The organism is Bradyrhizobium sp. WYCCWR 12699 (assembly GCF_032144035.1).
Lineage (GTDB): Bacteria > Pseudomonadota > Alphaproteobacteria > Rhizobiales > Xanthobacteraceae > Bradyrhizobium.
The window spans coordinates 128,651-155,550 of record NZ_JAVTJN010000030.1; the positions used below are offsets into that span (position 1 = coordinate 128,651).

Below are 26,900 nucleotides of genomic sequence, written 5' to 3' on the forward strand. Positions count from 1 at the left end.
GCGCCGCGTCCGGGACACGCCCACAATTGTCCTCCGAGCAATTGCGCGATGGCTCCGCCGCACCTTGCATATTAGAACCGCGGCATCTCCCGCACCGGTTCGCCCCATGCCCCACACCTCCGCCCTGCTCGGCTTCGCCCTCGTCTGCCTCGGTCTCGTGCTCACGCCCGGACCGAACATGATCTATTTGATCTCGCGCTCGATCACGCAAGGGCCCGCGGCGGGCATCGTCTCGCTCGGCGGCGTGGCGCTCGGCTTCGTGTTCTACATGTTGTGCGCGGCGTTCGGCATCACCGCGCTGCTGCTCGCCATTCCCTTTGCCTATGACGCGTTGCGCTTTGCCGGCGCGGGTTATCTGCTCTGGCTCGCCTGGCAGGCGGTGAAGCCGGGCGGCCGCTCGCCGTTCCAGGTCCGGAAGCTCGCCATCGACAGCCCGCGCAAATTGTTCGCGATGGGCTTCGTCACCAACCTGCTCAACCCGAAGATCGCGATGCTCTATCTGGCGCTGCTGCCGCAATTCATCGATCCCGCCGCCGGCAGCGTGCTGACGCAGTCGGTGGTGCTGGGCGCGATCCAGATCGCGATCAGCGTCAGTGTCAACGCGATGATCGCGCTGGCCGCCGGATCGATCGCGTTGTTCCTGGCGAGCCGGCCGAGCTGGATGCTGGTGCAGCGCTGGCTGATGGGCACGGTGCTGGCCGGGCTCGCGCTGCGGATGGCGGTGGAAGCGAAAAAGGTGTGAGGCGGTTGTTGCCTCCCCCCGCAAGCGGGGCGAGGCAGGAGAAACCTCAATCCAGCTTCGCGTCCATCCCCCGCTTCACGGCCGGACGGGCCATCAGGGCCTCATACCAGCGCTTGACGTTGGGGAAGTCGGCCAGGTCAACCTTGTGGCGAGGGTGACGCCAGGCCCAGCCCAGGATGGCAAAATCGGCAATCGAGAGGTCGCCGGCGACGAAGTCGTGGTCCGCCAGGCGTCGGTCGAGCACGCCGTAGAGCCGGCGCGTCTCCGCCATGTAGCGCTTCAGGCCGTAAGCGCGGTCCTGCTCGTTCTCGAGTGCGATGAAATGATGCACCTGCCCGGGCATCGGGCCGAAGCCGCCCATCTGCCACATCAGCCATTCGTAGACGGGGACGCGGCCGGGGAGCGATTTCGGCAGGAATTTGCCGGTCTTTTCACCGAGATAGAGCAAGATCGCGCCGGACTCGAAGATGCTGACAGGCTTGCCGTCCGGGCCCTCGGGGTCGACGATCGCGGGAATCTTGTTGTTCGGGGACAGCTTGAGGAACTCGGGCGCCATCTGCTCGCCCTTGGTGATGTTCACCGGGATCACCCTGTAGGGCAGGCCCATCTCCTCCAGCGCGACCGAGATCTTGCGGCCGTTCGGCGTGTTCCAGGTGTGCAGCTCGATGGTCATTCCCGTTTCCTTCCCCAGGCAGGTGTCGTGCCCGATCCGGGCTCTCAACTACTCCAGAAGGTCGCAGCCCCACAACCGGCAGGCCTGGATGGCCGATCCCTGTTGACGAGGGACGCCCCCTCTGGAATGTCGCAGCCGTCGCGGATAAATTCCGCCTCCTCCAAAAAGCTGTTCGAGGGACCGCCGTGTCGAAATCTGCCTCCCGCGCCCGCCTGTTCGAAATCATCCGCCGGCGCTCCTTCGGCCGCGGCGAGGTGACGCTCGCGTCGGGCCGCAAGAGCGATTTCTACTTCAACCTCAAGCCGACCATGCTCGACCCGGAGGGAGCGACCCTGCTCGCCGAGCTGACCTACGAGGCGCTGAAAGACGACAATCTCGATTTCATCGGCGGCCTCGAGATGGGCGCGGTGCCGCTGGCCGGCGCGCTGGCGCAGATCTCCTGGATCAAGGGCCATCCGATCGCGGCGTTCTTCGTGCGCAAGAAGCCGAAGGAGCACGGCGCCAAGCTCGCGATCGAGGGCCTGCCCAAGGGCGAGACGCTCGCAGGCAAACGCGTCGTGATCGTCGAGGACGTCACCACGACCGGCGGCTCGGCAATGAAGGCCGTGGAATCCGTACGCGAGACCGGCGCCGAAGTGGTGCTGGTGCTGACCATGGTCGATCGCGAGGAAGGCGCCACCGACACGTTCGGCGCGGCCGGCCTGCCGTTCCGCTCGCTGTACAAGGCCTCAGAGTTCTTGAAGGCGTAAGGCGGCAGAGCTTTCTCCGCCGTCGTGCCCGGGCTTGCCCCGGGCATGACGAAACCTCGCCCTGTTCCGAACCACTCCCCCCTCAACCGCTCATTTACCATCCCGCCTTATGGTGAATCATGTGCTGAGATCCCTGAGGTCCCAGCCGGTTCAGTAGCGTCGGGTGGAGTGAGCGTTGCGTACAGTCCTGTCCCATGCGCGCGGGCGGCGTCGCGCGATGCTTGTGGCCGCCACCCTCGCAGCACCGCTGCTCGCGGCTCCCGCCCCGGTCTCGGCCGAAGGCCTGTTCGACTTCTTTTTCGGCGGCATGCAGCAGCAGCGTCCGCAGCGCGAGGTGCCGCAGCAGGCGAGCTCCTACGCCGATCCCTTCACCGGGCAACAGAACGCCGCAAACCCGCAATATGTGCCACCGACCCGCGCGGCGGCGGCGGGCGGCTCGGGCCCCGCCTTCTGCGTGCGCAGCTGCGACGGCAAATATTTTCCGCTGATGCGCGGCCTCGCCTCGCCGGCGCAGATGTGCCAGGCGTTCTGTCCCGCCAGCGCGACCAAGGTCTATTTCGGCTCCTCGATCGACGGTGCCGCCTCGCAGACCGGGGAGCGCTACGCCGACAGCGAGAACGCCTTCGCCTATCGCAAGGCGCTGCGCGCCGATTGCACCTGCAACGGCCGCGAGCCGGTCGGCCTTGCCCCGGTCGATCTCGCGCTGGATTCCTCGCTGAAAGCCGGTGACGTGATTGCCACCACCGACGGGCTCGTCGCCTATACCGGCATCCGCGTCGGCAACGACCAGGCTGCGGATTTCACCCCGGTCGCCTCCTATCCCGGCCTCACCGCCCAGGTCCGCGCGCGGCTCGGCGAAATGAAAGTGGCGCCAGTGCGCGCGGAAACGGTGTCGGCGGATACGCCCGCCGCGGAGATCGTGCGCGAGCCGCTGCCCAGCGTGACAGTGCCGAAGACGACGGCGCAGAAGCCGGCGAAGCGGGCGGGGTTGGAGTAGCTCTCGTGTCCCGGACGGCGGCGCAGCGCAAAGCGATGCGCTTTGTCCGGGGCACGGCGATCACCTCCCGATGATCACCCCGATCACGTTCGGCGCGGCCAGATATTTCTCCTCGATCGCTGCGCGCGCGGCGGCGCGGTTGTCCGGCGTCAGGAGGCCGCGCTTCTCGGCCAGGATCATCCAGCAGAAACCCCACCAATCGGTCAGCATGCCCTGGTCGCCGACAAGGTCGTAGCCCTGCTCGGCCGCGAAGATGCGCGCCTGCGCTTCGTCCAGCGTGTCGAGAAACAGATGATCCTCGGTCGAAAACAGATCGTCGCTGACGTCGTCGATGGTGTAGCCCCAGATCGACTGGCACACCGCGTTGAACTCGCGGTCGAACTGGTCGTCGTCGATGCGCTGGCGCCGCGCTGCCTGATGCAGCCGCGACAGCGAGCGCGCGAAATCGGCGATCCGGGTGAGGGCAAATTGATCGAAGGCGATGGTGGACATCTAGTCCTCGCAAAGTCTGACAGACGCTAGATATAGTGTCGGCAATGCGCCGAATCACAATGATATATCAAAGACTTGCTAAAGTGTTCTTAATTTGTTCTGGAATCGATCATGATCCCCGCTGGCCTGCCTGGGCGCCGGAATCGAAAGGGGCCGCCTCGCAGCGGCCCCTTGCCGGTTACAATCTTGTTCGGGATCAGAAATGCCAGCCCCGGCAAGCGTGACGTTAGAGCCGGCAACGCGCTTGGGCGATTCCGGAAAACTACCGACCGTAGTGCTGTCCTATTCGACCGGCTCAATAGCAGCGTGAGGCCGCAATGGCATGGACGCGGCGGTCGCCGAGCAGATGAGCGACGAAGCCATTGGCCGGAAAGATCTTGGCGAAGGCGGCGTCGCGAATGCTGAGGCCGCCGGCATAAGCGCCGAACGCCGGCATCACCGCGCGCATCCCGTCGGAGGCGAAGCAGCGGCGCTCCATGGAGCGGCCGCGCGCGGAGACGCGCGCCTTGGGATGGAGATGGCCGGCGATCTCGCCGTGTGCGCCGGTCGGCTCGTGGCGAAACGTGATCGGGCCGATCGCGACCTCTTCGGCGACGGTGCCGCCGAGATCGCGCGGCAGCATCGGATCGTGGTTGCCGGAGATCCAGATCCAGTCGCGCCCGGCCTGCAGCGCGGCGACGGCCTCGCGATCATCTGGCGACAATCGCTCGTGCGCCGTGCGGTCGTGAAAGCTGTCGCCGAGCGCGATCACGGTGCGCGGATCATGGCGGGAGATGACAGCAGCGAGACGGCTCAGCGTCGCCAGCGTGTCGTAAGGCGGCAGCAGCACGCCGCGCATGGCGAAGCTGGAGCCTTTTTCCAGATGCAGGTCGGAGACGACGAGCAGGCGCTGCTCCTCCCAGAACAGCGCGCCGGAGAGATCGGCGGCGAAGGTCACATCGCTGACGGTGACTGTGGACACGCGCATGTCGTCGACATCCCCTGAAACCTGCGCGCCTGTCGTCACGTCTTACCCGCTTCTATCCATCGCCTCTTTGACGAGCTCGTCGGCGGCTTCGGCCAAAAGCTCGTCTGCAGCCTCGCCATAAACTGACTCGCGGCCGATTTCCAGCATCACGGGGACAGCCAGCGGAGAAACGCGGTCGAGTTCCCGCAGCGTGATGCGACCCTGGATGCGCATCAGCATGTCGCTGAGGCGGCGCAAATCGAGCAGGCCGGTGGCAGCATCGGCGCGCGCGGCGCGCAACAGGACGTGATCGGCCTGGTGCTTACGCAGCACGTCATAGACGAGATCGGTCGAGAACAGCACCTGGCGGCGGCTCTTCTCTTCGCCGGTGTGCCGGCGCGTGATCAGGCCGGAGATGATCGCGCAGTTGCGGAAGGTGCGCTTCATCAGCGCGGATTCGGCAAGCCAGGCCTCGAGATCGTCGCCGAGCATGTCGGGGTCGAACAGCGCGTCGAGATCGATCCGGCCGTCGCGGATCATGAAGGAGAGATCGCCGAGCGCCCAGATCGCCACCGCATATTCATTGGCGACGAAGCCGAGCGGCCGCGCGCGGGCGCGCTCCAGCCGCCGCGTCAGCAGCATGCCGAGGGTCTGATGCGCGAGGCGGCCTTCGAAGGGATAGCAGACCAGATAATGCTTGTTGGCGCGGGGAAAGCTCTCGACCAGCAGCTCACGCACCGCAGGCACTTTGCTGACATCCTTCTGCAGCGACAGCCAGTCGCGCACCTGCTCCGGCAAGCCGCCCCATGCGCGGCCGTCGTCGAGCAGCCGGCGCACGCGTTCGGCAAGATAGGTCGAGAGCGGAAACTTGCCGCCCATATAGGACGGCACCTTCGGGTCCTTGTCATGCGCGCGCGAGACGTAGACCTGGTCCTCGACCATTGTTTCGTAGCGCACCACCTCGCCGGAGAACACGAACGTGTCGCCGGGGCTGAGGCCCTCGATGAAGGCTTCCTCGATCTCGCCGAGCAACCGGCCGCCACGCGCGATCACGCCGGTCGATCCGCCTGCCTTTCCCGCACCGCCGCCGCGCGAACGCACCAGCCGCACCTTCAGCATGTCGTCTTCGACGATGGTGCCGACATTCATCCGGTAGCTCTGCCGCACCTTGGGATTGGCGACGCGCCAGCGGCCCTCCTTGTCCTGCTTGATGCGGGCGAAGCGTTCATAGGTCTTCAGCGCGTAGCCGCCGGAGGCGACGAAATCGACGACGTCGTCGAAATCCTGCCGTGACAGCTCGGCGTAGGGCGCTGCGGTGCGTACCTCGGCATAGAGCTCATCGGAGAGGAACGGCTCGCCGCAGGCACAGCCGAGCACATGCTGGGCCAGCACGTCGAGCGCGCCCGTGCGCAACGGCGGTGTATCCTGCGCGTTCTCGGCGATGGCGTCGATCGCGACGCGGCACTCCAGCACCTCGAAACGATTGGCGGGCACCAGCACCGCGCGCGAGGCCTCGTCGAGGCGGTGGTTGGCGCGGCCGATCCGCTGCATCAGGCGCGAGGATCCCTTGGGCGCGCCGATATTGACCACGAGATCGACATCGCCCCAGTCGACGCCGAGGTCGAGCGAGGAGGTGCAGACCACGCCGCGCAAGCGTCCTGCCGACATCGCGTCCTCGACCTTGCGGCGCTGGGCGACGTCGAGCGAGCCGTGATGCAGCGCAATGGCAAGGCCGTCGTCATTCATGCTCCAGAGATTCTGGAACAGCATCTCGGCTTGGCTGCGGGTGTTGACGAAAACCAGCGTGGTCTTGTTCGCCTTGATCAGCTCGTAGATCTCAGGCAGCGCATGGCGCGCACTGTGACCTGCCCACGGCAGGCGCTCGCGCGTGTCCAGCATCTCCACCTCGGGCGGCGCGGCACCGCCGGCGACGACGATGTCGGCTGCCCGTTCCTGGCCATCGGGTTGCGGCACCAGGAAGCGCGCCAGTTGCTCCGGCTCCGCCACCGTTGCCGACAGGCCGATCGCGCGCATCTGCGGCGCCAGCCGCCACAGCCGTGCAAGCCCGAGCGAGAGCAGATCGCCGCGCTTGGACGTCACCAGCGCGTGAAGCTCGTCGAGCACGATGCGCTTGAGGGACGAGAACAGGAACGGCGCGTCGTCGGAGGACAACAGCAGCGCAAGCTGCTCGGGCGTCGTCAGCAACACATCGGGCGGATAGCGCCGCTGCCGCTGGCGCCGCGACACCGGCGTGTCGCCGGTGCGGGTCTCGACCTTGATCGGCAGCGCCATCTCCGCGATCGGCCGCTCCAGATTGCGCGCGATGTCGACGGCGAGCGCCTTCAGCGGCGAGATGTAGAGCGTGTGCAGGCCGCCGGAACGTTGCACGCCGCGGCCGGTGGAGACGAGGCTTTGCTTCTCAGCCGCCTTCCGCTCAGCCGCCTCCGTCGAAAGCTCCACCAGCGACGGCAGAAATCCCGCCAGCGTCTTGCCGGCGCCGGTCGGAGCGATCAACAGGGCGCTGGCGTCCTCGTGCGCCTTCTCCAGCAGCGCCAATTGATGCGCGCGCGGCGACCAGCCCCGGCCTGCAAACCATTGCTGGAAGCGGCCAGGCAGCAGCACGGCCGGCTCGGCCTGAATTCTAGGGATACGGCGGGTCACACCATGACAGGTAGGCCGTGGCAATGGCTTCGTCGAGGGGGGCGGGCCTTCGTGTACGCGCTGCCGATTCGAGGCGAGCAGGTCTTTAGATCGTCATGGCCGGGCTTGACCCGGCCATCCACGCCTGCTGACGGCGCACCGAGAACGTGGATGCCCGGGACATCTAGCGCGAGACGCGCTTCGCGCTTTTGCCCGGGCATGACGACCTCTTGTGAAGCCGGAGTGGTTCCTCCCCGTACAAGGAGAGGGCAGCAGCCTCACGCCCCGGCCGGCACCTGATCGAGAAATCCGGTCACGCTCCTGATCCGGCCGTCCTTCAGCACGGCGAAATCCGTGCCCTTGATCGGGCTGTCGGTGCCGTCGGGACCAAGTCCCCAGGAAAAGCGGATGTGGTCGCCGTAGCCGTTGGGCTCGCCGATCAGCTTGAACTTGAAATCGGGAAAGCGCTGCTGCACGCCTGATATCAGCGCCTCGATGCCGTCGCGGCCGTCGCCCTTCATCAGGGGATCGACATAGCTCGCATCATTGGTCCAGTTCTCGCTGAGCAGCTCGCGGCGTCGGCCGGCCGTGCGCTCGTTCCAGAGCTCGATGTAGCGGCGGGCGATGGTGACGGGGTCGGTCATGGTGCTCTCCTTCGATGGGGCCGTGATCGGCTGTCCCTGACTATCGAAGGTTCGCGCGCGCGGATCGATTACCTCGCGGGTCATCTTTGCGCAAAAAAGGAGCGCGATGATCTCGTCATCGCGCTCCCCATCGCATGCGAATTGCTCGTGAAGACTACTTCGCGGCAACCACCATGATCTCGACGGTGTATTGCGGCGCCGCCAGCTTGGCTTCGACGGTGGCGCGCGCGGGGGTGTTGCCGGGCGAGACCCAGGCGTCCCACACCGCGTTCATCTCGCCGAAGGTCTTCATATCGGTGATGTAGATCGTGGCCGAGAGCAGCTTCGACTTGTCGGTGCCGGCCTTGGCGAGATGGCCGTCGATGGTCGCCAGGATGTCCTGGGTCTGTTTCGTCACGCTTTCGCCGGCGGCCTTGTTGGCGACGACACCGGCGAGATAGACGGTGTTGCCGTGCACGACGACCTGGCTCATGCGCGGGCCGGTTTCGAAACGCTCGATGCTCATTTGCGGATCTCCTCACTGGAATGGCGGCCCTGTCTAGCCCAGAGCCCTTCGCGGTGCCACCCCCGGCACGCATGCGTTATCTGCGGTGCATGCGTCACCGCCGCACATGCGGCACTTACGGAAACTGACTGAAAAAAGCCCAGATCGTCTCGGCGCCGTCGATGTCGCTGTTCTGCGGCCCGAGCATCTTCGTCGCGACCCTGGGGAAGCGGGCATCCGAAGAAGACCCGGGCATGCGATGGCCGCCATGATTGACGCGGTAGAGCACGACGTCGTGGCCTGCAGGACAGCGCGAGGTGATCCGGGTGACCGTGGATTGATCCGCAGGAGTCTTGTCAGGCAGATCGGCCGCCGCCGCGTCCCCCGTCTCGCAGCCATTGAGCTTGCGCCAGAACGCCAATGTCTCCTCGGTCGACCAGAATCCGTCTGCGGCATAATAGCTCGATCCGCGTCCGCCCTCGTAAGGCACTAGCGGATCGGCCGTGCCGTTCATGAGCAGCATCGGCAGCGGTCGTGACGGATGGCAGGTGACGGCGGCCTCGTCGGTGAGGTTCATGATCGCGCTGGCGCCGGCCGCGAACAAATCGGCGCGGGCGCAAGCCAGCGTCATCGCCATGGCGCCGCCATTGGAGATGCCCGCGACGAAGACGCGCTTTGCATCGGCCGTCCCGTCAGCCACCAGCTTCTCGACGAGCTTTGCGATGAAGGCGACGTCGTCGGTGCCCGGAGGCGGCCCGCTGAGCGCGGGCCCCGCCTTCGTTCGTGCATCCGCCCATGCATGATTGAGCCCGTCGGGAAAGACCACGGCCAGGCCCTCGCGCTTTGCGACCTGCGGCCAAGCCGTCCGCGAGATCATGTCGGCGCCGCGCTGGGTCTTGCCATGCAGCACGATGACGAGCGGTGCGGGCTTCCTGGCCGGCAGCTGCGCGGTATAGGAACGCTTCGTACCGTTAACGTCGATCGTCTCGGCGGATGCCGGCGATGCGGCGGCCAATGCCGCAACCAGCGCGCCGATGCGCAGCATCCAATGCCGCATGATCTACCCGACCGCCTTTGCCGCCGCGCGGCCCGCATTGCGGCCCGAGAACAGACAGCCGCCGAGGAAGGTGCCTTCGAGCGAGCGATAACCATGCACGCCGCCGCCGCCGAAGCCGGCGGCCTCGCCGACGGCATAGAGGCCGGGAATGACACTGCCCTCGCCGCCGAACACGCGCGAGTCGAGATCTGTCTCGAAGCCGCCGAGCGTCTTGCGGGTGAGGATGTTGAGCTTGACCGCGATCAGCGGCCCCTGCGCGGGATCCAGGATCCGGTGGGGTGAGGCGGTGCGGATCAACTTGTCGCCGATATAGCGGCGCGCATTGTGGATGTTCATCACCTGCGCGTCCTTGACGTAGGGATTGGCGATCTCGCGGTCGCGCGCCTCGATCTGCATCCTGATATGCTCGAGCTTGAGGAGGTCGCTGCCGGCAAGCTTGTTCATCTCCGCAACGAGGTCCTCGATCTTGTCGCGCACGATGAAGTCGACACCATGGCTTTTGAACGCCTCCACCGGCGCCGGCGCACCCTTGTTGGTGGCGCGCTTGATCGTCATGCGCCAGCTCTTGCCGGTCAAATCGGGGTTCTGCTCGGAGCCCGACAGCGCAAACTCCTTCTTGATGATGCTCTGGGTCAGGATGAACCAGGAATAATCATAGCCGGTCGACATGATGTATTTGAGCTGGCCGAGCGTATCGGAGCCGGGGAACAGCGGTGCCGGCAGTCGCGTGCCCGTCGCGTCGAACCACATCGAGGAGGGGCCGGGCAGGATGCGGATGCCGTGGCGCGGCCAGATGGGATTCCAGTTCTGGATGCCCTCGACATAATGCCACATGCGGTCGCGGTTGATCAGCCGCGCACCCGCTGTCTCCGTGATGCCGATCATGCGGCCGTCGACATGCTCGGGCACGCCGGAGATCATGAATTTCGGGGGATCGCCGAGCCGCTTCGGCCAGTTCTGCCGGACCAGCTCGTGATTGCCGCCGATGCCGCCGGACGCCACGATCACGGCCTGCGCCTTCAGCGCGAACTCGCCGACGACGTTGCGCGACGAGCTCTTGCCGCGCTCGACGTTATCAGGGGCGAGCACGGCGCCGCTGACGCCATCCACCGTGCCGTTGCTGATCGAAAGCGCGTCGACGCGGTGGCGGAACCTGAAGCTCAGCCGGCCGCTCTTCATCGCCTCGCGCGCGCGGCGCTCGAACGGCTCGACGATGCCGGGCCCGGTGCCCCAGGTGACGTGAAAGCGCGGCACGGAATTGCCGTGCCCCATCGCGTCATAGCCGCCCCGCTCGGCCCAGCCGACCACGGGAAAGATGCGATGGCCCATCGCCCGCAGCCAGGCGCGCTTCTCACCGGCCGCGAAGGCGACATAGGCCTCGGCCCATTGCCGCGGCCAGAAATCCTCGTCGCGGTCGAAGCCGGCGGCGCCGATCCAGTCCTGCATGGCGAGGTCGAAGGAATCCTTGATGCCGAGCCGGCGCTGCTCGGGCGAATCGACCAGGAATAATCCGCCGAACGACCAGAATGCCTGGCCGCCGATCGACTGCTCGCCTTCCTGATCGACCACGATCACGCGCTTGCCGGCGTCGGCAATCTCGGTGGCGGCCACGAGGCCCGACAGTCCCGCGCCGACGACGATGACGTCCGTTTCCTCAGCCATGCATGTCCCCCTCCAAGTTCGTCCCCATGAGTTCCCCCCTGTAATCGCCCGGATTGAAGCCAGCGGTTGTAACTGAGATCAAGGGCGTGGCGCGCAAGACATCGTTAACTTGTTCCACTTTGGGATAGAGACCCTTCGAGTGCAGCGCGGACGCAACACTGGATTTGAATTTGTTTTGAGCCAGCCGGCCTGCCTAGACAAAACCTCGGTTACGACGGACGCTAGCCGTGCATCACCACCTGACACGCAGATTCGAATTCGACTGGGGCGGGGGCCAATGAAGTTTCTGACGGGGTTGCTTGCGGCGGTTCTGCTGATCGCTGGCATGGGGGCTTCTCACGCGGTGGTTCGGATCGCGGATGACCGCGGTGGGCGAATTGGAACCTACGTCGACAAGTACCAGGACCTCAGGCAATCAGGCGAGACCGTCATCATCGACGGCCTCTGCGCATCCGCCTGCACCATCGTCCTCGGCGCCATCCCACATGACCGCATCTGCGTGACCTCGAGCGCGACGCTCGGCTTCCACGCAGCCTGGGATTTCGGCAGCAATGGCCGGGCCGTCACCAATGCCGAGGCGACCCAGATGCTCTATGCGATGTACCCCTCGCAGGTGAAGCGCTGGATCAGCCAGCGCGGCGGCCTCACCCCGCACATGCTCTTCCTGAAGGGCAGGCAGCTCCAGGCCATGTACAAGCCCTGCTACCTGGACGCGCAGGCCTCGACCATCAAGCCGGCGCGGCGTCCTCTCCCGCAAACGGACCAGATCGAATCTGCCCGGGGCCAGCTCCTGCACTGACCCTCTCAGCCTGACGAAACCGTTCCGGCCCGCCCGTGGCTTGCCCGCTGGCGGGCCAAAGCTTATCTGAGAGCTTGGAACCGGGCCTTCGCCCCCCCGATCGTTGTCATGGCTCAACCAGTGCACCCGACGCATCCGCTACAGGACAATTCGCCCACTGCCGGCCGGACGCCTTCCGTGCTGCTGTGGGCGGGCGCGGCGACCTCTGGATTGCTCGTGCTCGGCGCCCTGGCGCTGTGGTTCCACTACGGCACGCAGATGTTCTTCGAAATGATCAGGACCGGTTTCGCCGCCTGCTTCTGATCCGCGACAGGAAGTTTTCCGCTCATGAGCTCCGCCACCCGTCCGCTGGTGATCGCGACCGCCTTCGCCGCAAGCCTCGTCGTCGGGCTGCTGATCATGTTCTGGGCCATGGGCGGGGTCAGCAAGGTGGCGCAGCCGGCCGCGATCGGCGGCCCGTTCCAGCTCACCGACCAGAACGGCAAGGCCGTCACCGACAAGAACCTGAAGGGCAAGCCGACCTTGATCTTCTTCGGCTACACCCATTGCCCCGACGTCTGCCCGACCTCGCTGTTCGAGATCTCGGAAGTGCTGCGCGCGCTGGGCAAGGATGCCGACAAGGTCAACGCCGTCTTCATCTCGGTCGATCCCGAGCGCGATACGCCGGCGACCATGAAGGAATATCTGTCGAGCTTCGATCCGCACCTCGAAGGCCTGTCCGGCGATCCCGCCGAGACCGCCAAGGTCGTCACCTCGTACCGGGTCTACGCCAAGAAGGTCCCGACCAAGGACGGCGACTACACCATGGACCACACCGCGCTGATCTACCTGATGGATCGCGACGGCCGCTTCGTCTCCCCGTTCAATCTGAAGCGGACACCGGAAGAGGCCGCGGCGGATTTGAAGAAGTATCTCTGAGGGCCGAACGAGGCATTCCACGTCATCATGGCCGGGCTCGTCCCGGCCATCCATGTTCTTGGGGCGGCCGGAAAGTTCGTGGATGCCCGGGACAAGCCCGGGCATGACGGCGGAGGGATTTTTACCTATCCGCATTTCGGCTCGCGTTCCCGCCGGGATGGTCTATAAGGCCCTCCGATCCCAACGAAATTCGTTCATTTCCGGCCGATGGCTCCATCGCAACAGGCGAAATCGTCCAAATCTGCCCGTAGCTTGCTGCCCGGGCTCGTCGTGGGCGCCTGCCTGCTCGCGGCCCCGCCCGTCGCGAACGCCCAGGCTCCTGCCAAGCAAGCCCCGGCGGTCCCCCAGGCCACGCCGCAGGTCGCGCCCCAGGCGGCCCCGCAGGCCGTGCCCGGGTTCTGGGACCCGCGGCGGCGCCCCGAGCGGCCCGACCTGTCGCGCCTGACCGTGATCCGCTTCCTGACCGAGACCGATTATCCGCCATTCAACTACACCGGCGCCGACGGCAACCCGGCCGGCTTCAACGTCGATCTCGCCCGCAGCCTGTGCGAGGAGATCAAGGTCACCTGCACCGTGCAGATGCGCCGCTTCGAGACGCTGGTCGACGCGCTCTCCTCCAACCGGGGCGATGCCATCATCGCCTCGATGGCGGTGAGCCCGCAGCTGCGCGCCCGGGTCGATTTCACCGATCCCTATTACCGCGTGCCGGCGCGCTTCGCCTCGCGCAAGGACGCGGTGATGCCGGAGATCCGCCCCGAATATCTCGAGGGCAAGAAGGTCGGCGTCATCGCCGGCTCGGCGCACGAAGCCTACCTCAAGGCCATGTTCACCGATGCCGAGTTGCATCCCTATCCCAGTGACGATGCGATGCGCGCAGCTTTGCGCAAGGGCGAGGTCGATTTCATCTTCGGCGACGCCATCTCGCTCGCGTTCTGGATCAACGGCACCGATTCCGGCGATTGCTGCGCCTTCTCCGGCGGCCCCTTCGTCGAGAGCCGCTTCTTCGGCGAAGGCATCGGCATCGCCGTGCGCAAGGGCAACGACGTGCTGCGCCAGGCCCTGAACTGGGCGCTGTTCCGCGTCTGGGAAAAAGGCCGCTACACCGATCTGTGGCTGCGGTATTTTTCGGTGAGCCCGTTCTGACCATCAATCGTCATTCCGGGGCGCGCGAAGCGCGAACCCGGAATCCCGAGATTGTTGAACTGTCGCTCCAGGATGGTCCGAAGGACCAGACCCGGAATGACAACAACCGTTCTTTTGCATTCTGCCCGGAAATCGCTATTTTCCGCGGCCCGGAGGCCCTTCTTGATGTCCGTTATCGATCCCAGCATGAGCCCGAGCGATTTGCGTGCGCTCGCCGAACAATCCAACGCCTGGCCGTTCGAGCAGGCCAAGGCCATCGTCGCGCGGCTGAAGAAGAGCCCGAAGGACGAGGTGCTGTTCGAGACCGGCTACGGACCGTCCGGCCTGCCGCATATCGGCACGTTCGGCGAGGTCGCGCGCACCTCGATGGTGCGGCACGCCTTCCGCGTGCTGACCGAGGACAAGATCAAGACGCGCCTGCTCGCCTTCTCCGACGACATGGACGGCTTCCGCAAGGTGCCCGACAACGTCCCCAACAAGGAGATGCTGGCCGCGCACATCGGCAAGCCGCTGACGCGGGTGCCGGATCCGTTCTCCAACGAATACCCATCGTTTGGCGCGCACAATAACGCGCGCCTGCGCGCGTTTCTGGATCATTTCGGCTTCGACTACGAATTCGCGAGCTCGACCGACTATTACACGTCGGGCCGCTTCGACGCGACGCTGCTCAAGATGCTCGCCGCCTACGACAAGGTGATGGACATCATCCTGCCGACGCTCGGCCCCGATCGCCGCGCCACCTATTCGCCGTTCCTGCCGATCAGCAAGACCAGTGGTGTCGTGCTGCAGGTGCCGATGATCCGCCGCGACGTCGCGGCCGGCACGGTGACCTATGTCGACCCCGACACCAACCAGGAAGTCGAGACGCCGGTGACGGGCGGCAACGTCAAGTGTCAGTGGAAGGCCGATTGGGCGATGCGCTGGGTCGCGCTCGGTGTCGACTATGAGATGGCCGGCAAGGACCTGATCGATTCCGTGAAGCTCTCCGGCGCCATCGCGCGGGCGCTCGGCGCCACGCCGCCCGAAGGCTTCAATTACGAGCTCTTCCTCGACGAGAAGGGCCAGAAGATCTCGAAGTCGAAGGGCAACGGCCTGACCATCGACGAATGGCTGCGCTATGCCTCGCCGGAATCGCTGTCGCTGTTCATGTACCGCGAGCCCAAGGCGGCCAAGCGGCTGTATTTCGACGTCATCCCGCGCAACGTCGACGACTATCAGCAGTTCAGCGACGGCTTTGCCAAGCAGGACGGCAAGCAACAGCTCGGCAATCCGGTCTGGCACATCCACAACGGCAAGCCGCCGACGAGCGACATGCCCGTCACCTTCCAGCTGCTGTTGACGCTGGTGTCGTCGTCGAACGCGGAGAATGCCGAGACGCTGTGGGGTTTCATCGGCCGCTACCGCCCGGGCGTCAGCCCGCAGACGCATCCGAAGCTGGATGCGATGGTCGGCTATGCCATCAACTATTATCGCGATTTCGTTGCGCCGACGAAGACGTTCCGCGTGCCCACCGACACCGAGCGCGCGGCGCTGCAGGATCTGCGCGATGCGCTGTCGCAGCTTGCGCCCGACGCCTCGGCCGAGGACATCCAGAACGTCGTCTACGAGATCGGCCGCCGCGAGCCGTTCCTCGACCAGGTCAAGAAGGGCAAGGACGGCCGCCCCGGCGTCACGCTGGACTGGTTCAACATGCTCTACCAGGTGCTGCTCGGCCAGGAGAAGGGCCCGCGCTTCGGCTCCTTCGTCGCGGTGTACGGCGTGCAGAACGCGGTCAACATGATCGACGGGGCGCTGGCAAGGAGCGCGTGAGGCAGGTGTAGCCCGGATGGAGCGAAGCGAAATCCGGGGTTCTCACCAGAGCACGAGCCGTCCCGGATTGCGCTTCGCTCCATCCGGGCTACGGACTCCCGCTCAGATCGACCTCAGCACGTAGCGCCTGTTGTCCTTCTGCACCGGGCGCGCATTCATCGGATAGAGCTTTGCGAATGCGGCGACGTCGGTGGCCGACACCTGGATCGGGGTGGTCAGCAGCAGCCATTCGACCACCTCCGAGCACGGCGGCGTCGTCAGCGAGCCGGGATAGCGGAAATAGCTGAGCTTTTGCGGCAGCATGGCGTGCGGATCGATGCCGGCATCGGCCTTCACCGCCGGGCCTTCCGCCGCCGGCATGGTCTTGACGATCTTGCCGAAGGCCGCGTTCGGCCTGCCCTCGGCCATCAGCACGCCGACCACGGCGAGCCCGCCGGCCTCGTTGCGATGGACGAAATGCGCCTCCATCGGAAAATTCTTGCCGCCGATCATGTGCTCGCTCGGCCGGTGGAAGTGCACTTGAAGCAGCTTGTACTTGACGTCGCCGAGCATCAACGTGCTGCCCTCGGCGAAATTGAGCTGGATCGTGTGGCCGTTGTTGACGATGGTGTCGGCGCTCTTGCCCCAATTCAGTTTCAGAACCGGCAATTGCGACTTGATCGTCCCCTCGATGTCGATCGGCGATTGCTGCAGGCCGACCGCGCAGGCCTTGTTGGCCGCGTCGAGATCGCCCCATTTGGCCGGGCCGCCGACGCCCTCATAGCTCCAATGCACGCCTTCGGCGGCAAAGGCCGGCTTGCACAGCGGACAGAGCGCGAGACCCGCAAGGGCCTTCAAGGCATGACGGCGATTCATCGTATTCCCCTAAGATAAACCTGGGCCGGCAATATCGGCCGCAACCTATGCGAGAGGGTCGGTGAGTCGCAATGGCGATCACGGGGATCAGGAAAGCTCACGTCTTGTTGCGGAAGGTCTCCAATACCTCCGCGACGATCTTCTGTCCGTTTCTGCGCAGCTTCCTGGAATCGTCCGCGTAGGGGAGCAATAGCCCGATCTTGCAGATCATCGCGTCGATCATCCGGCTGAGCAGATCGACATCCTCCGCATTCAATTCGCCATCGCGCTTCAGCGCCCGCAGCGTCGCGATCAGGAGCGCAGTCGGATAGGTCTCCTCGATCTCGCGATAGCGCGGTTCGCCGAGCACGGCCTGCGCTTCCTGGATGACGATGCGCGCATAGGCCGGCTCTTCGCAGGCGTCGAGATAGGCGTCGATGCCGGCGCTGAGACGGTCCCAGATCTTGCGCTCGCCCCTTGCCGCGGCCTCGATCCTGGCGGCCGCCTCGCGCTGCATGGCAACCACCACGGCGTCGAACAGCGCCTTCTTGTCCTCGAAGTGATGGTAGAACGCACCGCGCGTGACCCGCGCCGCCCGCGAGATCGCCTCCATGCCCGCCGCCTGAAATCCATTGGCGGCGAACGCTTCGCGTCCGGCATCGAGCAGCGCCTGCCTGGTGGCCTCGCTATACTCTTCCCGACGGCTCTTTGGAGGATCCTTCGCCCGCATCGCGCGCAACCTAATGCTTGACGCGTCGGTATCAAACCGCATATAACATACACGATGTATGTATTAGACATATAGAATGTCATGAGGTGCCCCATGAACGGCAGGCGGATGTTCGAGCTGGCGGAACGGCTGGCGATCGCGAAGAGCCGGCAGGACGTCCCTGCGGCGCTGGAGGTGCTGCATCCGGACATGGTGCTGGAGACGCCGGCCTTCGGCACCAAGGTGCAAGGTCTCGCCGAAAACGAGCGCATCCTGACGCGCTTCTTCAAGTCCTTCCCCGACTATCACGTCACGCTCGACGGCCACGCCAATTCCGCCGATACGCTGATCTGCTGGGGCACCGCCCGGATGACGATGACAGGCGATCGCTTCGGGGGCGAGCCCAACGGACGCCGCGCCGAGCTGCCCGTGTTCATCGCCTTCGCCTTTCGCGACGACAAAATCGCGCATGAACGCTTCGTCTTCGATCTCTCCGAACTGTGCGCCCAATCCGGCCTCTCGACCGACATGGTCAGGCGCAAGCTGTTTGGCGATGCGACGCAGGCCGCTTAGCCGGCACATTCCATTCAAGACGTCCATCCGAGACATTCAAGGAGTGCCGGACCATGGCCGATCCCCGCCTCAAATCCGTCGGCGATCTCGAGACCCGGCATCTCCTGGACATCGTCGTCGATCTCGATCCGCGCCTCAATTTCGGTGCCGGTCCCGTCGGGCAGCGCGTGCTGTTCCGTGCAGCCAAGGGATCGTTCGAAGGCCCGCGCCTGCGCGGCGAGGTGCTGCAGGGCGGCGGTGACTGGGCCTTGTTTCGCGCCGATGGCACCATGACGCTCGATGTCCGCCTGTCGCTGCGGACGCATGATGGCGAGTTGATCTACATGACGTATGGCGGCCGCTGGGTGACGCCGCAGGCTCTGCGCGCCGAGATGGCGCATCCCGCGCGGCGCACCAAGGTCGATCCCGCCGGATATTACTTCCGCACCAATCCGCTGTTCGAAACTGGCTCGCAGAGCTACGCCTGGCTCAACGACATCGTCTGTGTCGGCAAGGGCTATCTCGTCGAGGGCGCGGTCGCCTACAAGATCTTCGAAGTGCTGTGAGACGCTTCGTGGATGCAGTGAGCGAGTTGCGTCATGCCGGTGGTCGCAATGACAGACCTTCCCTCGCGCGGTCACTGGTGGCAGAGGGACTCGGCACCGCCTACCTCCTCATCGCGATCGTGGGCTCCGGTATCCTTGGCGAGAGGCTGGCCGCAGGCAATATCGCTCTGGCCTTGCTCGCAAATGCGCTCTCGACGGGGGCAGCGCTCTACGCCCTGATCGTCTGGCTCGCGCCGTTGTCAGGCGCTCATTTCAATCCACTGATCTCGCTGGTACTGGCATTTCGCGGCGACATCGCGCCGCGCGTCGCCGGATTATATGTGCCAGCCCAGCTGGCCGGCGCCATCGCCGGCGTCGCCATCGCTGACGCGATGTTCGACGTGCCGCTCTACGCGCTGTCATCCCATCTGCGCAGCGGTCATTCGCAATGGCTGAGCGAATTCCTGATCACGTTTGGCCTGATCGGAATGGTGTGGACCTGCTCGCGCGTGCGGCCCTCCGCTCTTGCGGGAGCGGTCGCCGCCTATATTGGGGCCGGCTTCTGGTTCACTGCGACGGATTTTGCCAATCCAGCAGTCGCTCTGGCGCGCGCATTCACCGACACTTTCTCCGGAATTCGTCCGATCGACGTCCCCGGCTTCCTCATCGCGGAAATGCTGGGCGCTGTGGCGGCCGTGGCGTTGTTTCGCTGGCTCGTGCCGAGCTTGCGCTGACGACGAGCACCGTCACTGGCTCGTCCACACGATCCGCGCGACCCACGCCACCTCCCCGACGGCCATCGTGCGTCCGGCCGGTGACGCATCGAGCGACTGCAGCTCCAGGGCCTTCGCGGTACGGCGCCTCAGCGTCGCGATGGTCACCTCACCCGCCTTGCTTTTCACCACCACGCGATCGCCCTTGCGGATCGGTGCGCCCGGCGACACCAGGACGATGTCGCCGTCGCGGTAAACGGGGGCGAACGCATCGCCGGAAATCTCCAGCGCAAACGTGTCGCTGTTCTCGGTGGTGGGAAGCGCGGTTTCGGTCCAGCCCTTTCCCGCGGGAAGGCCGGATTCGTCGAAGGCGCCGCTCGTGCTGGCCTGCGCGAAGCCGAGCATCGGGACCGAGCGGCCGTCGCCTGCATCATCGTCGATCAGCCGGGCGAAGCTGTCGATCGAGGAGTCGGTCGCCGCCAGCGCTTTTGCGATCGACTCGGTCGAGGGCCAGCGCTCGCGGCCGTCAGAGGTGACGCGCTTGGACCTGTTGAAGGTGGTGGGATCGAGCCCGGCGCGCTTGGCAAGGCCGGACGGCGACAGACCGGCGCGGGCCGCCAGCCGATCCAGCGCGACCCAGATCTGGTCGTGAGTCAGCATCCTCTGCGCTTTGGCCTGTCTGACCATGGAAGGTCCAGCCCGTCGCAACTCAGGAAAACTGTCCTCAAATCAACCGGTTTTCCGTTTTTCGCGCAAGAGGCAAGCGAGGCCGGTACCGGCTCGCGACGAGAAAACGCGCCAAAACAAGAATCTGCAGCCCTGTTCCGATTTCCTCGGAACGGATATGGCCTGAGGTCTTGAGTTCGGCAGGGGCGGCCTTTACGGTCGCGCCGGGGTTTTTGAGGACCCGCAATAGACGAAAAAACCCAAAAGACTCAAAGAGCAAATAGGGCTGCGCAAGCGGTGGTCAAGATCTACAAAATCTGTCTGGCCTCGGCCTGGCGTGAGGCAGAGCGGCAGGGTGTCTACCTCGGCAGCGCGGACGATATGCGCGACGGCTTCATCCATTTCTCGACCGCCGCCCAGGTTCCCGAGACCCTGCGCAAGCACTATTTCGGGCAGCGCGCGCTGTTCCTAGTCGAGGTCGATGGCGACGCGCTCGGCAGCGAACTGCGCTGGGAGCGCTCGCGCAATGAGGAGCTGTTTCCGCATCTCTATGGCGAGCTCGATCTCGGCGCCGTCATCGCGGTGATGAACCTCAACATCCGCTCCGACGGCGGCCACGACGTTCCGGAGCTTACCCCGTGATCCGCGCTTTCGACGCCTTTTCCCTGCCGGTGCTGCGCTGGCTCGATCCGGAAGACGCGCACCGGCTCGCGATCCAGGGCCTGCGCTTCCTGCCGCCGATCAAGCCGCGCGCGGACGATCCCAAGCTCGCGATGCGCGCCTTCGGGCTCAACTTCCCCAACCCGATCGGCATGGCCGCCGGCTTCGACAAGAGCGCGGAGGTGCCGGACGCGCTGCTTCGGCTCGGCTTCGGCTTTGTCGAGATCGGCTCCGTGACGCCGAAGCCGCAAGCCGGCAATCCGCGGCCGCGGCTGTTCCGGCTGGAGCGCGACGAGGCCATCATCAACCGCATGGGCTTCAACAATGACGGCGCGGACGCCGCGCTGCGCCGCCTGGCCGCGCGCGCACAGCACGGCGGCATCGTCGGCGTCAATGTCGGCGCCAACAAGGATTCGCCCGATCGCGTCGCCGATTACGTCACGCTGATCGAGACCTTCGCGCCGGTCGCGAGCTACTTCACTGTCAACGTGTCCTCGCCGAACACGCCGGGCCTGCGCAACCTTCAGGAAGGCGCGCTGCTCGACGATCTCCTCGCGCGCGTGATCGACGCGCGCGAGCGGGTCAGGCAGAAGGCCGGCGACACGCCGGTGCTGCTCAAGATCGCACCGGATCTCAGCCTCGCCCAGCTCGACGACGTCGTGCAGGTCGCGCGCTCGCGCCGGGTCGACGGTATGATCGTGTCGAACACGACGATCGCGCGGCCGAGTACGCTGCGGGAGCAGATGCGCGCCAAGGAGCAAGGCGGCCTGTCCGGCCGGCCGCTGTTCCGCCTGTCGACGCGGATGGTCGCGGAGACCTATGTGCGCGTCGAGGGCGCCTTCCCGCTGATCGGCGTCGGCGGCGTGGATTCGGGCGGCGCCGCGCTGACCAAGATCCGCGCGGGCGCGAGCCTAATCCAGCTCTATTCGTCGCTGGTCTACAAGGGCCTCGGCCTCGTCGACGAGATCAAGCGCGACCTCACCTCGACGCTGCTCCGCACCGGGCGGGATTCGCTGTCCGAGATCGTCGGCGCGGATGCCGCGACGCTGACGGCGGAAGACTGGCCGGGGATGTAAGCCACTCTCGTGCCCCGGCTCTGCGCAGCAGCGTTTCACCTGCAACGCCTCCGGGACACCCAAGCTACGATTTCGCGAACGTCGCCCGGAACTGCGCCGGATAGCGCGCGGCCTGCAAGCCGCCGCGCGAGAGGTAGGAGGCCATCAGCGCCCACCACAGGCCGGCATTGCCGAACGATTGCAGCGCCCACCAGGTGGCGAGGAAGATCGCGAGCGAAGCCAGCATCAAATTGCGCATCTCGCGCGCCCAGGTCGCACCGATATAGATGCCGTCGAAGCCGAAGGCGAACACGCCGGGGATCGGCGCGAGCACGACGAAGGGCAGGAATTCGCGCGCGGCCCGGCGCACGTCTTCGCTCGCGGTCATGACATCGATCAGAGCCGGCCCGAACAGCGCGAACAGCACCGCGACGACGATGGCGAAGCCGAGCCCCCAGAGCAGCACCAGCCGGGTCGAGGCGGCAAAGCCTTTTGCATCGCGTGCGCCGAGGGTGCGGCCGCAGAGCTGCTGGGCGGCATTGGCCAGGCCGTCCAGGAAGAAGGCGCTGATGAACAGGAAATTGTTGAGCACGGAATTGGCCGCCAGCGTGACGTCGCCGGCCTGCGCGCCCTTGGCGGTGAAGAACAAGAACACGGTGATCAGCGCCCCGGTGCGGATCATGATGTCGGAGTTCACCGCCAGCATCCGCAACAGCTTGTCGCGGTCGAGCAGGGTCGCGATGGGCACGGCGAAGCCGCCCGCGGCATAATGGCGGCAGACGAGCACGCCGAGCACGAACCCGATCGCTTCCGACACCAGCGCGGCGATCGCGGCACCGGCGATGCCGGCATCGTAAACCAGCACCAGCAGGATCGTCGCCGCCATGTTGACGAGGTTGATGATGACCTGAAGCAGCAAGGCCGAGTTGGCGCGGGCCTGGCCGATCAGCCAGCCGAGGATGACGTAATTGGCGAGCGCGAACGGCGACGACCAGATCCGGATCTTGAAGTAGGTCTGTGCGGCCCGCGTCACCCCCTCGCTGCCGCCCATGAGGTCGAACAGCACCGCGGCCAGCGGCCATTGCAGCACGATCAGCGCGCCGCCGATCACGCCGGCGACGATGAAGCCGCGCGCCAGGATCGCGGCGGGCTCGCGCGTGTCGCCCGCGCCCAGCGATTGCGCGGTGAAGGCGAGCGTGCTCATGCGCAGGAAACCGAACAGCCAGAACAGGCAGTCGAAGATCACCGACGCGATGGCGACGCCGCCGAGCAGCGCGGCATCGTCGAGCCGTCCGATCGCAGTGGTCGAGACAATGCCGATCAGCGGCGTGGTGAGGTTCGCCACCATCGCGGGACCGGCGATGGCGAACACCTGGCGGGAGCCGATCTTGAGGGGAACGGGCGCGTGCATCTCAGAATACGAGGACCATGCCGTCTTCAGCGGCGAGATGCGCAATATCGTCCAGGCGCGAGAGCATGTCGTCGCTCATATGGGTGAGGACGAGGCGTTTTGCGCCGATGGCGGGCAGATGCTGTTCCAGGGTTTTCAGGCTGAGATGGTTCTTGACCACCTTCTCGTACATATAGGCTTCGGCAATGAAAAGGTCCGCGCCATGCGCCAGCGGAATGAGCGTCTCCGTCCATTCCGTATCGGCGCTGTAGGCGAGCGTGCGGCCCTCGGCCTCGACGCGGTAGGCGAGGAAGGGGCCGCCGGACTCGCCGTGCACCACGGGGTACGGCGTCACCGTCACGGTGCCGAATGTCCGGCTTTGCCCGGGCGCGAGCTCGACGACATCGAGCTCGAAGCGCTGTTTTGTCTTCGATGAGTGCTCGAACAGCGCCTCCATGACGTCACGCAGCCGCCGCTCGATGCCTTGCGGGCCCGCGATCGTCAGGGGCCTCGTCCGCCGGGAGAATTGGGCGTCGAGCAGCAGGAACGGCAGCCCGGCAAAATGGTCGCCGTGGAAATGCGTGATGAGAATGAGGTCGATGTCGGCGCGATCAATCTCGAGCCGCTTCAGCGCCGGCAGAGCCGACGCGCCGCAATCGATCAGGAAGTTGGCCTCGCGCCCCGATATATGGAAGCAGGTATTGAGCCTGCCGCCGGAGCCGAAGGCGTCGCCGCAGCCGACGAAACGGAGTTGCATCGGCTGCGGACTCCCAATTCCTTACCGGCTGCGCGGCGCGCCGAACACGCGCGAGAGCAGCCAGATCGGGATCACGATGACCGCGCCGAGCAGGAAGTAGCGCCACAGCCAGTTGATGGTGTCGAAGCCGAGATCCCACAGCCGCTGGAACAAGAGGCGGATGCTATAAATGATGTTCCAAGGATCGAATCCGATCGCGGCGAGCACGACGCCGACCAGGATCGAGAGCAGGACCAGGCGGAACGCGACGGCCAGCGGCGAGCCGCCGAGAAAGCGGTTCAGGCCATCGCTGCGGCCGGCCGGCAAATCTCTGACGTCTTGGACCATCGCAAACTCCTCAAGCGGATTCGACCCCATTATAGGGCACGGCGAGGCAGATGGGGAACCCGCAAGGGCGCGTCAATCGGGTTACGGGAGTTTAATTCGGGCGAGCGGGCGAATTCGATGGTGATACGCTGCTCGCCGCGGGCTCTTTAGCCTCTCCCGCAAGCGGGAGAGGGAGCGCACCTCCGCCTTGGCGACAGTCGAGCCGGCTCATCACGCGCCTCACACCTCAATCTCCGCCGCCTCCGCCTTCAGCATCCGCTCCAGCGTCTCCAGCCGGTCCGCCTCCTTTGGCGGCTTGTCCCAGCGCAGGCGGCTGATGCGGGGGAAGCGCATGGCGACGCCGGATTTGTGGCGCGGCGAGCGCTGCAGGCCTTCGAACGCGACCTCCAGCACCAGCCCCTTGTCGCCCTCGTGCACGACATGGCGGACGGGACCGAATTTCTCCGTGGTGTTGCGGCGAACGAAGCGGTCGATCTGCAGCAGCTCCTCGTCGGTGAAGCCGAAATAGGCCTTGCCGACCGGCACCAGTTCGTCACCGCCCTCGCCTGCCGTCCAGACGCCGAAGGTGTAGTCGGAATAATAGGACGAGCGCTTGCCATGACCGCGCTGCGCATACATCAGCACGGCGTCGATGATGTGAGGATCGCGCTTCCACTTCCACCATTGGCCCTTCGGCCGTCCCGGCAGATAGGGCGCATCGCGCCGCTTCAGCATCACGCCTTCGACGGCATCAGCATCCTCACCGGCGCCGGCACTCGCGGGATCGGCGCGCGCGGCGGTCAATGCTTCCCAGCTTGCGAAGGGAACGGTCGGCGACAGATCGATGCGGGGATCATCGAGTTTTGTGATGAAGGCCTCCAGCCGCTCGCGCCGTTCTGCGAACGGCAGCTCGCGCAGATCGTTCTCGTCGTCGCCGAGCAGATCGTAGGCGCGCAGATGGATCGGAAATTCCTTGATCAGCTTGGGCGAGACGATCTTGCGGTTGAGCCGCTGCTGCAGGACGTTGAAACTCTGTACGCGGCCCTCGCGCAAGATCAAAAGCTCGCCGTCGATCGCGCCCGGCAGCCGCAGCGACGGCACGAGATCGGGAAAGCTGCCCGTGATGTCCTCGCCGGTGCGCGAATAGAGCCGCGCGGTGATGTGGCCATGCTCGTCGCGCCCCGCAACCGCCTGCACGCGGATGCCGTCCCATTTCCATTCGGCGATGTAGTCAGCGGGATCGAGCGCGGCGAAATCGCTGCCCTCGATCGCATGCGCCAGCATCACCGGCCGGAACGGCGCGGGATCGCGGTTGACCGGTTTGTCGCCGCGGCCTTCCAACCAGGCGAACAGATCGAGATAGGGTGGTGCGAGGCCGGGCCAGATCAGCTCGACCTCATGCGGATCCTTGTCGCCGAGCGCGGCCGCCGCTGTCTTGGCGAGGCGCGCGGAGATGCCGATGCGAAGCGCGCCGGTGACGAGCTTCAACAGCGCCCAGCGCCCGGTCTCATCGAGCTCGTCGAGCCAGCGCTCGAGCTGCTTCGGCAACTCGGTCTTGCCGAGCGTGCGCAGCGTGGTGACGACTTCGGTGAGGGTTGGCGGCGGTGGATTGTTGTGGGCGGCGAGCTCGGCCTTCGGCCACATCAGCGCCACCGTCTCCGAGAGATCACCGACATAGTCGTAACTCAGCCCGAACAGCACCTCATCCGTCCGCGACGCTATGAGGTCGCGGATCAGCGCCGGTTTCGCGTGCTTGAAGCTGAGCGCGCCGGTCAGCGCGGCGAGCGCGTAACCGCGGTCGGGGTCGCCGACCTCGCGGAAATAGCCGGTGAGCAGCCGCAGCTTGTTGTTGCGGCCGGGCTCGTAGGCGAGACGGTCGAGCAGTTCGGCGAAGCGATTCATGCGTCGGCCTCGCCTGCGGCCGGCGCCTCGCTCTCCTCCTCGTCGCCATAGCCGACGAGATCGAGCGGCTGCGCTTTCAAGCCCTTGCTTCGGCACCAATGCACCAGCGCATCTTCCTGGCCGTGGGTGACCCAGATCTCGCCGGCGCCGGTGGCACCGATTGTGGCGGTGAGGCCATCCCAATCGGCATGGTCGGAGATCACCAGCGGCAGCTCGATGCCGCGCTGCCGCGCCCGGGCGCGCACCCGCATCCAGCCCGAGGCGAACGCGGTGACGGGATCGGGAAAGCGCCGCGTCCAGAGGTCTGATGTCGCCGAGGGCGGCGCCAGCGTGATGGTGCCGGCCAGCGCGGCTTTCTTGACGCCTTTCGCCGGCCTGAGCTCGCCGAGATCGATGCCGCGGCTCTGGTAGTAATGCGTGATCGTCTCCATGGCGCCATGCAGATAGATCGGCGCGTCGTAGCCGGCCTGCCGCAGCAGCTTGATGACGCGCTGCGCCTTACCGAGCGAGTAAGCCCCGACAAGATGCGCACGCTCCGGAAACAGCGCGACGGAAGCGAGCAGCTTCTTCACCTCGTCCGCCGCATCGCCATGGCGAAACACCGGCAGGCCGAACGTCGCTTCGGTGATGAAGACGTCGCACGGCACCAGCTCGAACGGCGTGCAGGTCGGATCAGGCGCGTCCTTATAATCGCCGGAGGCGACGATGCAGGTCTCCTTGCAGGTGACGGCGATCTGCGCCGAGCCCAGCACATGGCCGGCCGGGTGAAACTTCACTTTGACGTCGCCGAGCCGGATCTCCTCGCCATAGCGGATCGCCTGCGTCGATCCGGCGAAATTCTCGCCATAGCGCAGCCGCATCATGTCCAGCGTTTCCTGCGTGGCCAGCACCGCGCCATGGCCGGCGCGGGCATGGTCGGAATGGCCGTGGGTGATCACGGCCCGCTCGACAGGGCGGACAGGGTCGATATGGAAGCCGCCGGGCTTGCAGCACAGGCCGGCAGCAGCTGGCAACAGGATGTCTTGGGGACGCATGCCTGCTATATAGGTTGCCACG

The 26,900-nt window shown here is 65.7% G+C and carries 29 protein-coding genes; 13 read left to right on the forward strand and 16 right to left on the reverse strand.

Annotated elements, in window-relative coordinates; genetic code table 11:
- Positions 1–106: 106 nt before the first annotated feature.
- Complete coding sequence (locus RPS27_RS11375; RefSeq protein ID WP_211415592.1) at positions 107–742, forward strand: LysE family translocator; 636 nt, start codon at positions 107–109, stop codon at positions 740–742.
- Positions 743–788: 46 nt separating this feature from the next.
- On the opposite strand, the gene RPS27_RS11380 is transcribed toward RPS27_RS11375, so the two are convergent.
- The gene (locus RPS27_RS11380; protein WP_212065112.1) at positions 789–1,415 is read right to left on the reverse strand and encodes a glutathione S-transferase family protein; all 627 of its coding nucleotides are present in this window, start codon (positions 1,413–1,415) and stop codon (positions 789–791) included.
- A gap of 185 nt (positions 1,416–1,600) precedes the next feature.
- Here RPS27_RS11380 and pyrE point away from each other — a divergent pair, with 185 nt between their 5' ends.
- Both pyrE and RPS27_RS11390 read left to right on the forward strand, forming a co-directional pair.
- Positions 1,601–2,164, forward strand: a complete 564-nt coding sequence (gene pyrE, locus RPS27_RS11385) for an orotate phosphoribosyltransferase (protein ID WP_018320808.1) — start codon at positions 1,601–1,603, stop codon at positions 2,162–2,164.
- Between the two features lie 217 nt (positions 2,165–2,381).
- On the forward strand, positions 2,382–3,161 hold the full coding sequence (locus tag RPS27_RS11390; protein ID WP_212065111.1) for a DUF2865 domain-containing protein: 780 nt from the start codon (positions 2,382–2,384) through the stop codon (positions 3,159–3,161).
- Positions 3,162–3,221: 60 nt separating this feature from the next.
- Here RPS27_RS11390 and RPS27_RS11395 read toward each other — a convergent pair whose 3' ends face one another.
- From RPS27_RS11395 to RPS27_RS11425, 7 genes are all read right to left on the reverse strand, one after another.
- A complete protein-coding gene (locus tag RPS27_RS11395) occupies positions 3,222–3,653 on the reverse strand; it encodes a hypothetical protein (RefSeq protein ID WP_194404798.1) in 432 nt (143 codons plus the stop codon).
- Between the two features lie 295 nt (positions 3,654–3,948).
- On the reverse strand, positions 3,949–4,620 hold the full coding sequence (gene pdeM / locus RPS27_RS11400) for a ligase-associated DNA damage response endonuclease PdeM (RefSeq protein WP_212065110.1): 672 nt from the start codon (positions 4,618–4,620) through the stop codon (positions 3,949–3,951).
- Between the two features lie 42 nt (positions 4,621–4,662).
- Positions 4,663–7,260, reverse strand: coding sequence for a ligase-associated DNA damage response DEXH box helicase (locus RPS27_RS11405; protein WP_212065109.1), 2,598 nt, complete (start codon positions 7,258–7,260; stop codon positions 4,663–4,665).
- A 257-nt stretch (positions 7,261–7,517) separates the two neighbouring features.
- The gene (locus RPS27_RS11410) at positions 7,518–7,883 is read right to left on the reverse strand and encodes a nuclear transport factor 2 family protein (protein WP_194404801.1); all 366 of its coding nucleotides are present in this window, start codon (positions 7,881–7,883) and stop codon (positions 7,518–7,520) included.
- A gap of 154 nt (positions 7,884–8,037) precedes the next feature.
- Complete coding sequence (locus RPS27_RS11415) at positions 8,038–8,388, reverse strand: RidA family protein (protein ID WP_194404802.1); 351 nt, start codon at positions 8,386–8,388, stop codon at positions 8,038–8,040.
- Positions 8,389–8,503: 115 nt separating this feature from the next.
- Positions 8,504–9,424 carry an alpha/beta hydrolase family esterase gene (locus tag RPS27_RS11420; protein WP_212065108.1) on the reverse strand — a complete coding sequence of 307 codons (921 nt, stop codon included), beginning with the start codon at positions 9,422–9,424 and terminating at the stop codon, positions 8,504–8,506.
- A 3-nt stretch (positions 9,425–9,427) separates the two neighbouring features.
- Positions 9,428–11,086: an FAD-binding dehydrogenase gene (locus RPS27_RS11425; protein ID WP_212065107.1), complete on the reverse strand. Its 1,659-nt coding sequence runs from the start codon at positions 11,084–11,086 to the stop codon at positions 9,428–9,430.
- A gap of 277 nt (positions 11,087–11,363) precedes the next feature.
- On the opposite strand from RPS27_RS11425, the gene RPS27_RS11430 reads away from it, so the two are divergent.
- The 5 genes from RPS27_RS11430 to RPS27_RS11450 all read left to right on the forward strand — a co-directional run bounded on the left by RPS27_RS11430 (position 11,364) and on the right by RPS27_RS11450 (position 15,755).
- The gene (locus RPS27_RS11430; protein WP_194404805.1) at positions 11,364–11,885 is read left to right on the forward strand and encodes a hypothetical protein; all 522 of its coding nucleotides are present in this window, start codon (positions 11,364–11,366) and stop codon (positions 11,883–11,885) included.
- A gap of 108 nt (positions 11,886–11,993) precedes the next feature.
- Positions 11,994–12,188, forward strand: coding sequence for a hypothetical protein (locus tag RPS27_RS11435; protein ID WP_212065106.1), 195 nt, complete (start codon positions 11,994–11,996; stop codon positions 12,186–12,188).
- A gap of 24 nt (positions 12,189–12,212) precedes the next feature.
- Positions 12,213–12,803, forward strand: a complete 591-nt coding sequence (locus RPS27_RS11440) for an SCO family protein (protein ID WP_194404807.1) — start codon at positions 12,213–12,215, stop codon at positions 12,801–12,803.
- Between the two features lie 207 nt (positions 12,804–13,010).
- The gene (locus RPS27_RS11445) at positions 13,011–13,946 is read left to right on the forward strand and encodes a transporter substrate-binding domain-containing protein (RefSeq protein WP_212065105.1); all 936 of its coding nucleotides are present in this window, start codon (positions 13,011–13,013) and stop codon (positions 13,944–13,946) included.
- Between the two features lie 165 nt (positions 13,947–14,111).
- Positions 14,112–15,755, forward strand: a complete 1,644-nt coding sequence (locus tag RPS27_RS11450) for a lysine--tRNA ligase (protein WP_212065104.1) — start codon at positions 14,112–14,114, stop codon at positions 15,753–15,755.
- Between the two features lie 102 nt (positions 15,756–15,857).
- Here RPS27_RS11450 and RPS27_RS11455 read toward each other — a convergent pair whose 3' ends face one another.
- Together RPS27_RS11455 and RPS27_RS11460 are read right to left on the reverse strand one after the other, a co-directional pair.
- Positions 15,858–16,610: a carbonic anhydrase gene (locus tag RPS27_RS11455; RefSeq protein ID WP_212065103.1), complete on the reverse strand. Its 753-nt coding sequence runs from the start codon at positions 16,608–16,610 to the stop codon at positions 15,858–15,860.
- Positions 16,611–16,707: 97 nt separating this feature from the next.
- Complete coding sequence (locus RPS27_RS11460; protein ID WP_212065102.1) at positions 16,708–17,319, reverse strand: TetR/AcrR family transcriptional regulator; 612 nt, start codon at positions 17,317–17,319, stop codon at positions 16,708–16,710.
- 93 nt (positions 17,320–17,412) lie between these two features.
- On the opposite strand from RPS27_RS11460, the gene RPS27_RS11465 reads away from it, so the two are divergent.
- Genes RPS27_RS11465 through RPS27_RS11475 form a run of 3 tightly spaced genes read left to right on the forward strand, consistent with a single transcriptional unit; the run spans position 17,413 to position 19,129 of the window.
- Complete coding sequence (locus tag RPS27_RS11465) at positions 17,413–17,871, forward strand: ester cyclase (protein WP_212065101.1); 459 nt, start codon at positions 17,413–17,415, stop codon at positions 17,869–17,871.
- 53 nt (positions 17,872–17,924) lie between these two features.
- The gene (locus tag RPS27_RS11470) at positions 17,925–18,416 is read left to right on the forward strand and encodes a DUF3237 domain-containing protein (protein ID WP_212065100.1); all 492 of its coding nucleotides are present in this window, start codon (positions 17,925–17,927) and stop codon (positions 18,414–18,416) included.
- A 26-nt stretch (positions 18,417–18,442) separates the two neighbouring features.
- Entirely contained in the window at positions 18,443–19,129 is a 687-nt protein-coding gene (locus RPS27_RS11475) for an aquaporin (protein WP_283818336.1), read from the forward strand.
- A gap of 12 nt (positions 19,130–19,141) precedes the next feature.
- Here the strand turns inward: RPS27_RS11475 and RPS27_RS11480 are convergent, their stop codons facing one another.
- Positions 19,142–19,795, reverse strand: a complete 654-nt coding sequence (locus RPS27_RS11480; protein WP_212065099.1) for a helix-turn-helix transcriptional regulator — start codon at positions 19,793–19,795, stop codon at positions 19,142–19,144.
- Positions 19,796–20,071: 276 nt separating this feature from the next.
- On the opposite strand from RPS27_RS11480, the gene RPS27_RS11485 reads away from it, so the two are divergent.
- A complete protein-coding gene (locus tag RPS27_RS11485) occupies positions 20,072–20,416 on the forward strand; it encodes a DUF952 domain-containing protein (protein ID WP_212065098.1) in 345 nt (114 codons plus the stop codon).
- Positions 20,413–21,510 carry a quinone-dependent dihydroorotate dehydrogenase gene (locus RPS27_RS11490; RefSeq protein ID WP_211415578.1) on the forward strand — a complete coding sequence of 366 codons (1,098 nt, stop codon included), beginning with the start codon at positions 20,413–20,415 and terminating at the stop codon, positions 21,508–21,510. Before RPS27_RS11485 ends, RPS27_RS11490 begins: the two co-directional genes overlap by 4 nt.
- 64 nt (positions 21,511–21,574) lie before the next feature.
- On the opposite strand, the gene RPS27_RS11495 is transcribed toward RPS27_RS11490, so the two are convergent.
- The 5 genes from RPS27_RS11495 to RPS27_RS11515 form a co-directional block, all read right to left on the reverse strand.
- A complete protein-coding gene (locus RPS27_RS11495) occupies positions 21,575–22,900 on the reverse strand; it encodes an MATE family efflux transporter (RefSeq protein ID WP_211415577.1) in 1,326 nt (441 codons plus the stop codon).
- A 1-nt stretch (position 22,901) separates the two neighbouring features.
- The gene (locus RPS27_RS11500; RefSeq protein ID WP_212065097.1) at positions 22,902–23,636 is read right to left on the reverse strand and encodes an MBL fold metallo-hydrolase; all 735 of its coding nucleotides are present in this window, start codon (positions 23,634–23,636) and stop codon (positions 22,902–22,904) included.
- 21 nt (positions 23,637–23,657) lie between these two features.
- A complete protein-coding gene (locus tag RPS27_RS11505; RefSeq protein ID WP_194404819.1) occupies positions 23,658–23,963 on the reverse strand; it encodes a DUF6460 domain-containing protein in 306 nt (101 codons plus the stop codon).
- Between the two features lie 219 nt (positions 23,964–24,182).
- Positions 24,183–25,844: an ATP-dependent DNA ligase gene (locus tag RPS27_RS11510; RefSeq protein WP_212065096.1), complete on the reverse strand. Its 1,662-nt coding sequence runs from the start codon at positions 25,842–25,844 to the stop codon at positions 24,183–24,185.
- Positions 25,841–26,878, reverse strand: a complete 1,038-nt coding sequence (locus RPS27_RS11515) for a ligase-associated DNA damage response exonuclease (RefSeq protein WP_211416578.1) — start codon at positions 26,876–26,878, stop codon at positions 25,841–25,843. The genes RPS27_RS11510 and RPS27_RS11515 overlap by 4 nt, the downstream gene beginning before the upstream one ends.
- Between the last annotated feature and the right edge of the window lie 22 nt (positions 26,879–26,900).

Excerpts from the sequence above, each read along its gene's own strand:
- RPS27_RS11375 (WP_211415592.1), top strand. The coding sequence starts at position 107 with ATGCCCCACACCTCCGCCCTGCTCGGCTTCGCCCTCGTCTGCCTCGGT.
- RPS27_RS11380 (WP_212065112.1), bottom strand. The coding sequence starts at position 1,415 with ATGACCATCGAGCTGCACACCTGGAACACGCCGAACGGCCGCAAGATC.
- RPS27_RS11390 (WP_212065111.1), top strand. The coding sequence starts at position 2,382 with ATGCTTGTGGCCGCCACCCTCGCAGCACCGCTGCTCGCGGCTCCCGCC.
- RPS27_RS11395 (WP_194404798.1), bottom strand. The coding sequence starts at position 3,653 with ATGTCCACCATCGCCTTCGATCAATTTGCCCTCACCCGGATCGCCGAT.
- pdeM (WP_212065110.1), bottom strand. The coding sequence starts at position 4,620 with ATGCGCGTGTCCACAGTCACCGTCAGCGATGTGACCTTCGCCGCCGAT.
- RPS27_RS11410 (WP_194404801.1), bottom strand. The coding sequence starts at position 7,883 with ATGACCGACCCCGTCACCATCGCCCGCCGCTACATCGAGCTCTGGAAC.
- RPS27_RS11415 (WP_194404802.1), bottom strand. The coding sequence starts at position 8,388 with ATGAGCATCGAGCGTTTCGAAACCGGCCCGCGCATGAGCCAGGTCGTC.
- RPS27_RS11420 (WP_212065108.1), bottom strand. The coding sequence starts at position 9,424 with ATGCGGCATTGGATGCTGCGCATCGGCGCGCTGGTTGCGGCATTGGCC.
- RPS27_RS11425 (WP_212065107.1), bottom strand. The coding sequence starts at position 11,086 with ATGGCTGAGGAAACGGACGTCATCGTCGTCGGCGCGGGACTGTCGGGC.
- RPS27_RS11430 (WP_194404805.1), top strand. The coding sequence starts at position 11,364 with ATGAAGTTTCTGACGGGGTTGCTTGCGGCGGTTCTGCTGATCGCTGGC.
- RPS27_RS11435 (WP_212065106.1), top strand. The coding sequence starts at position 11,994 with ATGGCTCAACCAGTGCACCCGACGCATCCGCTACAGGACAATTCGCCC.
- RPS27_RS11440 (WP_194404807.1), top strand. The coding sequence starts at position 12,213 with ATGAGCTCCGCCACCCGTCCGCTGGTGATCGCGACCGCCTTCGCCGCA.
- RPS27_RS11445 (WP_212065105.1), top strand. The coding sequence starts at position 13,011 with ATGGCTCCATCGCAACAGGCGAAATCGTCCAAATCTGCCCGTAGCTTG.
- RPS27_RS11450 (WP_212065104.1), top strand. The coding sequence starts at position 14,112 with ATGTCCGTTATCGATCCCAGCATGAGCCCGAGCGATTTGCGTGCGCTC.
- RPS27_RS11455 (WP_212065103.1), bottom strand. The coding sequence starts at position 16,610 with ATGAATCGCCGTCATGCCTTGAAGGCCCTTGCGGGTCTCGCGCTCTGT.
- RPS27_RS11460 (WP_212065102.1), bottom strand. The coding sequence starts at position 17,319 with ATGCGGGCGAAGGATCCTCCAAAGAGCCGTCGGGAAGAGTATAGCGAG.
- RPS27_RS11465 (WP_212065101.1), top strand. The coding sequence starts at position 17,413 with ATGAACGGCAGGCGGATGTTCGAGCTGGCGGAACGGCTGGCGATCGCG.
- RPS27_RS11470 (WP_212065100.1), top strand. The coding sequence starts at position 17,925 with ATGGCCGATCCCCGCCTCAAATCCGTCGGCGATCTCGAGACCCGGCAT.
- RPS27_RS11480 (WP_212065099.1), bottom strand. The coding sequence starts at position 19,795 with ATGGTCAGACAGGCCAAAGCGCAGAGGATGCTGACTCACGACCAGATC.
- RPS27_RS11495 (WP_211415577.1), bottom strand. The coding sequence starts at position 22,900 with ATGCACGCGCCCGTTCCCCTCAAGATCGGCTCCCGCCAGGTGTTCGCC.
- RPS27_RS11500 (WP_212065097.1), bottom strand. The coding sequence starts at position 23,636 with ATGCAACTCCGTTTCGTCGGCTGCGGCGACGCCTTCGGCTCCGGCGGC.
- RPS27_RS11505 (WP_194404819.1), bottom strand. The coding sequence starts at position 23,963 with ATGGTCCAAGACGTCAGAGATTTGCCGGCCGGCCGCAGCGATGGCCTG.
- RPS27_RS11510 (WP_212065096.1), bottom strand. The coding sequence starts at position 25,844 with ATGAATCGCTTCGCCGAACTGCTCGACCGTCTCGCCTACGAGCCCGGC.
- RPS27_RS11515 (WP_211416578.1), bottom strand. The coding sequence starts at position 26,878 with ATGCGTCCCCAAGACATCCTGTTGCCAGCTGCTGCCGGCCTGTGCTGC.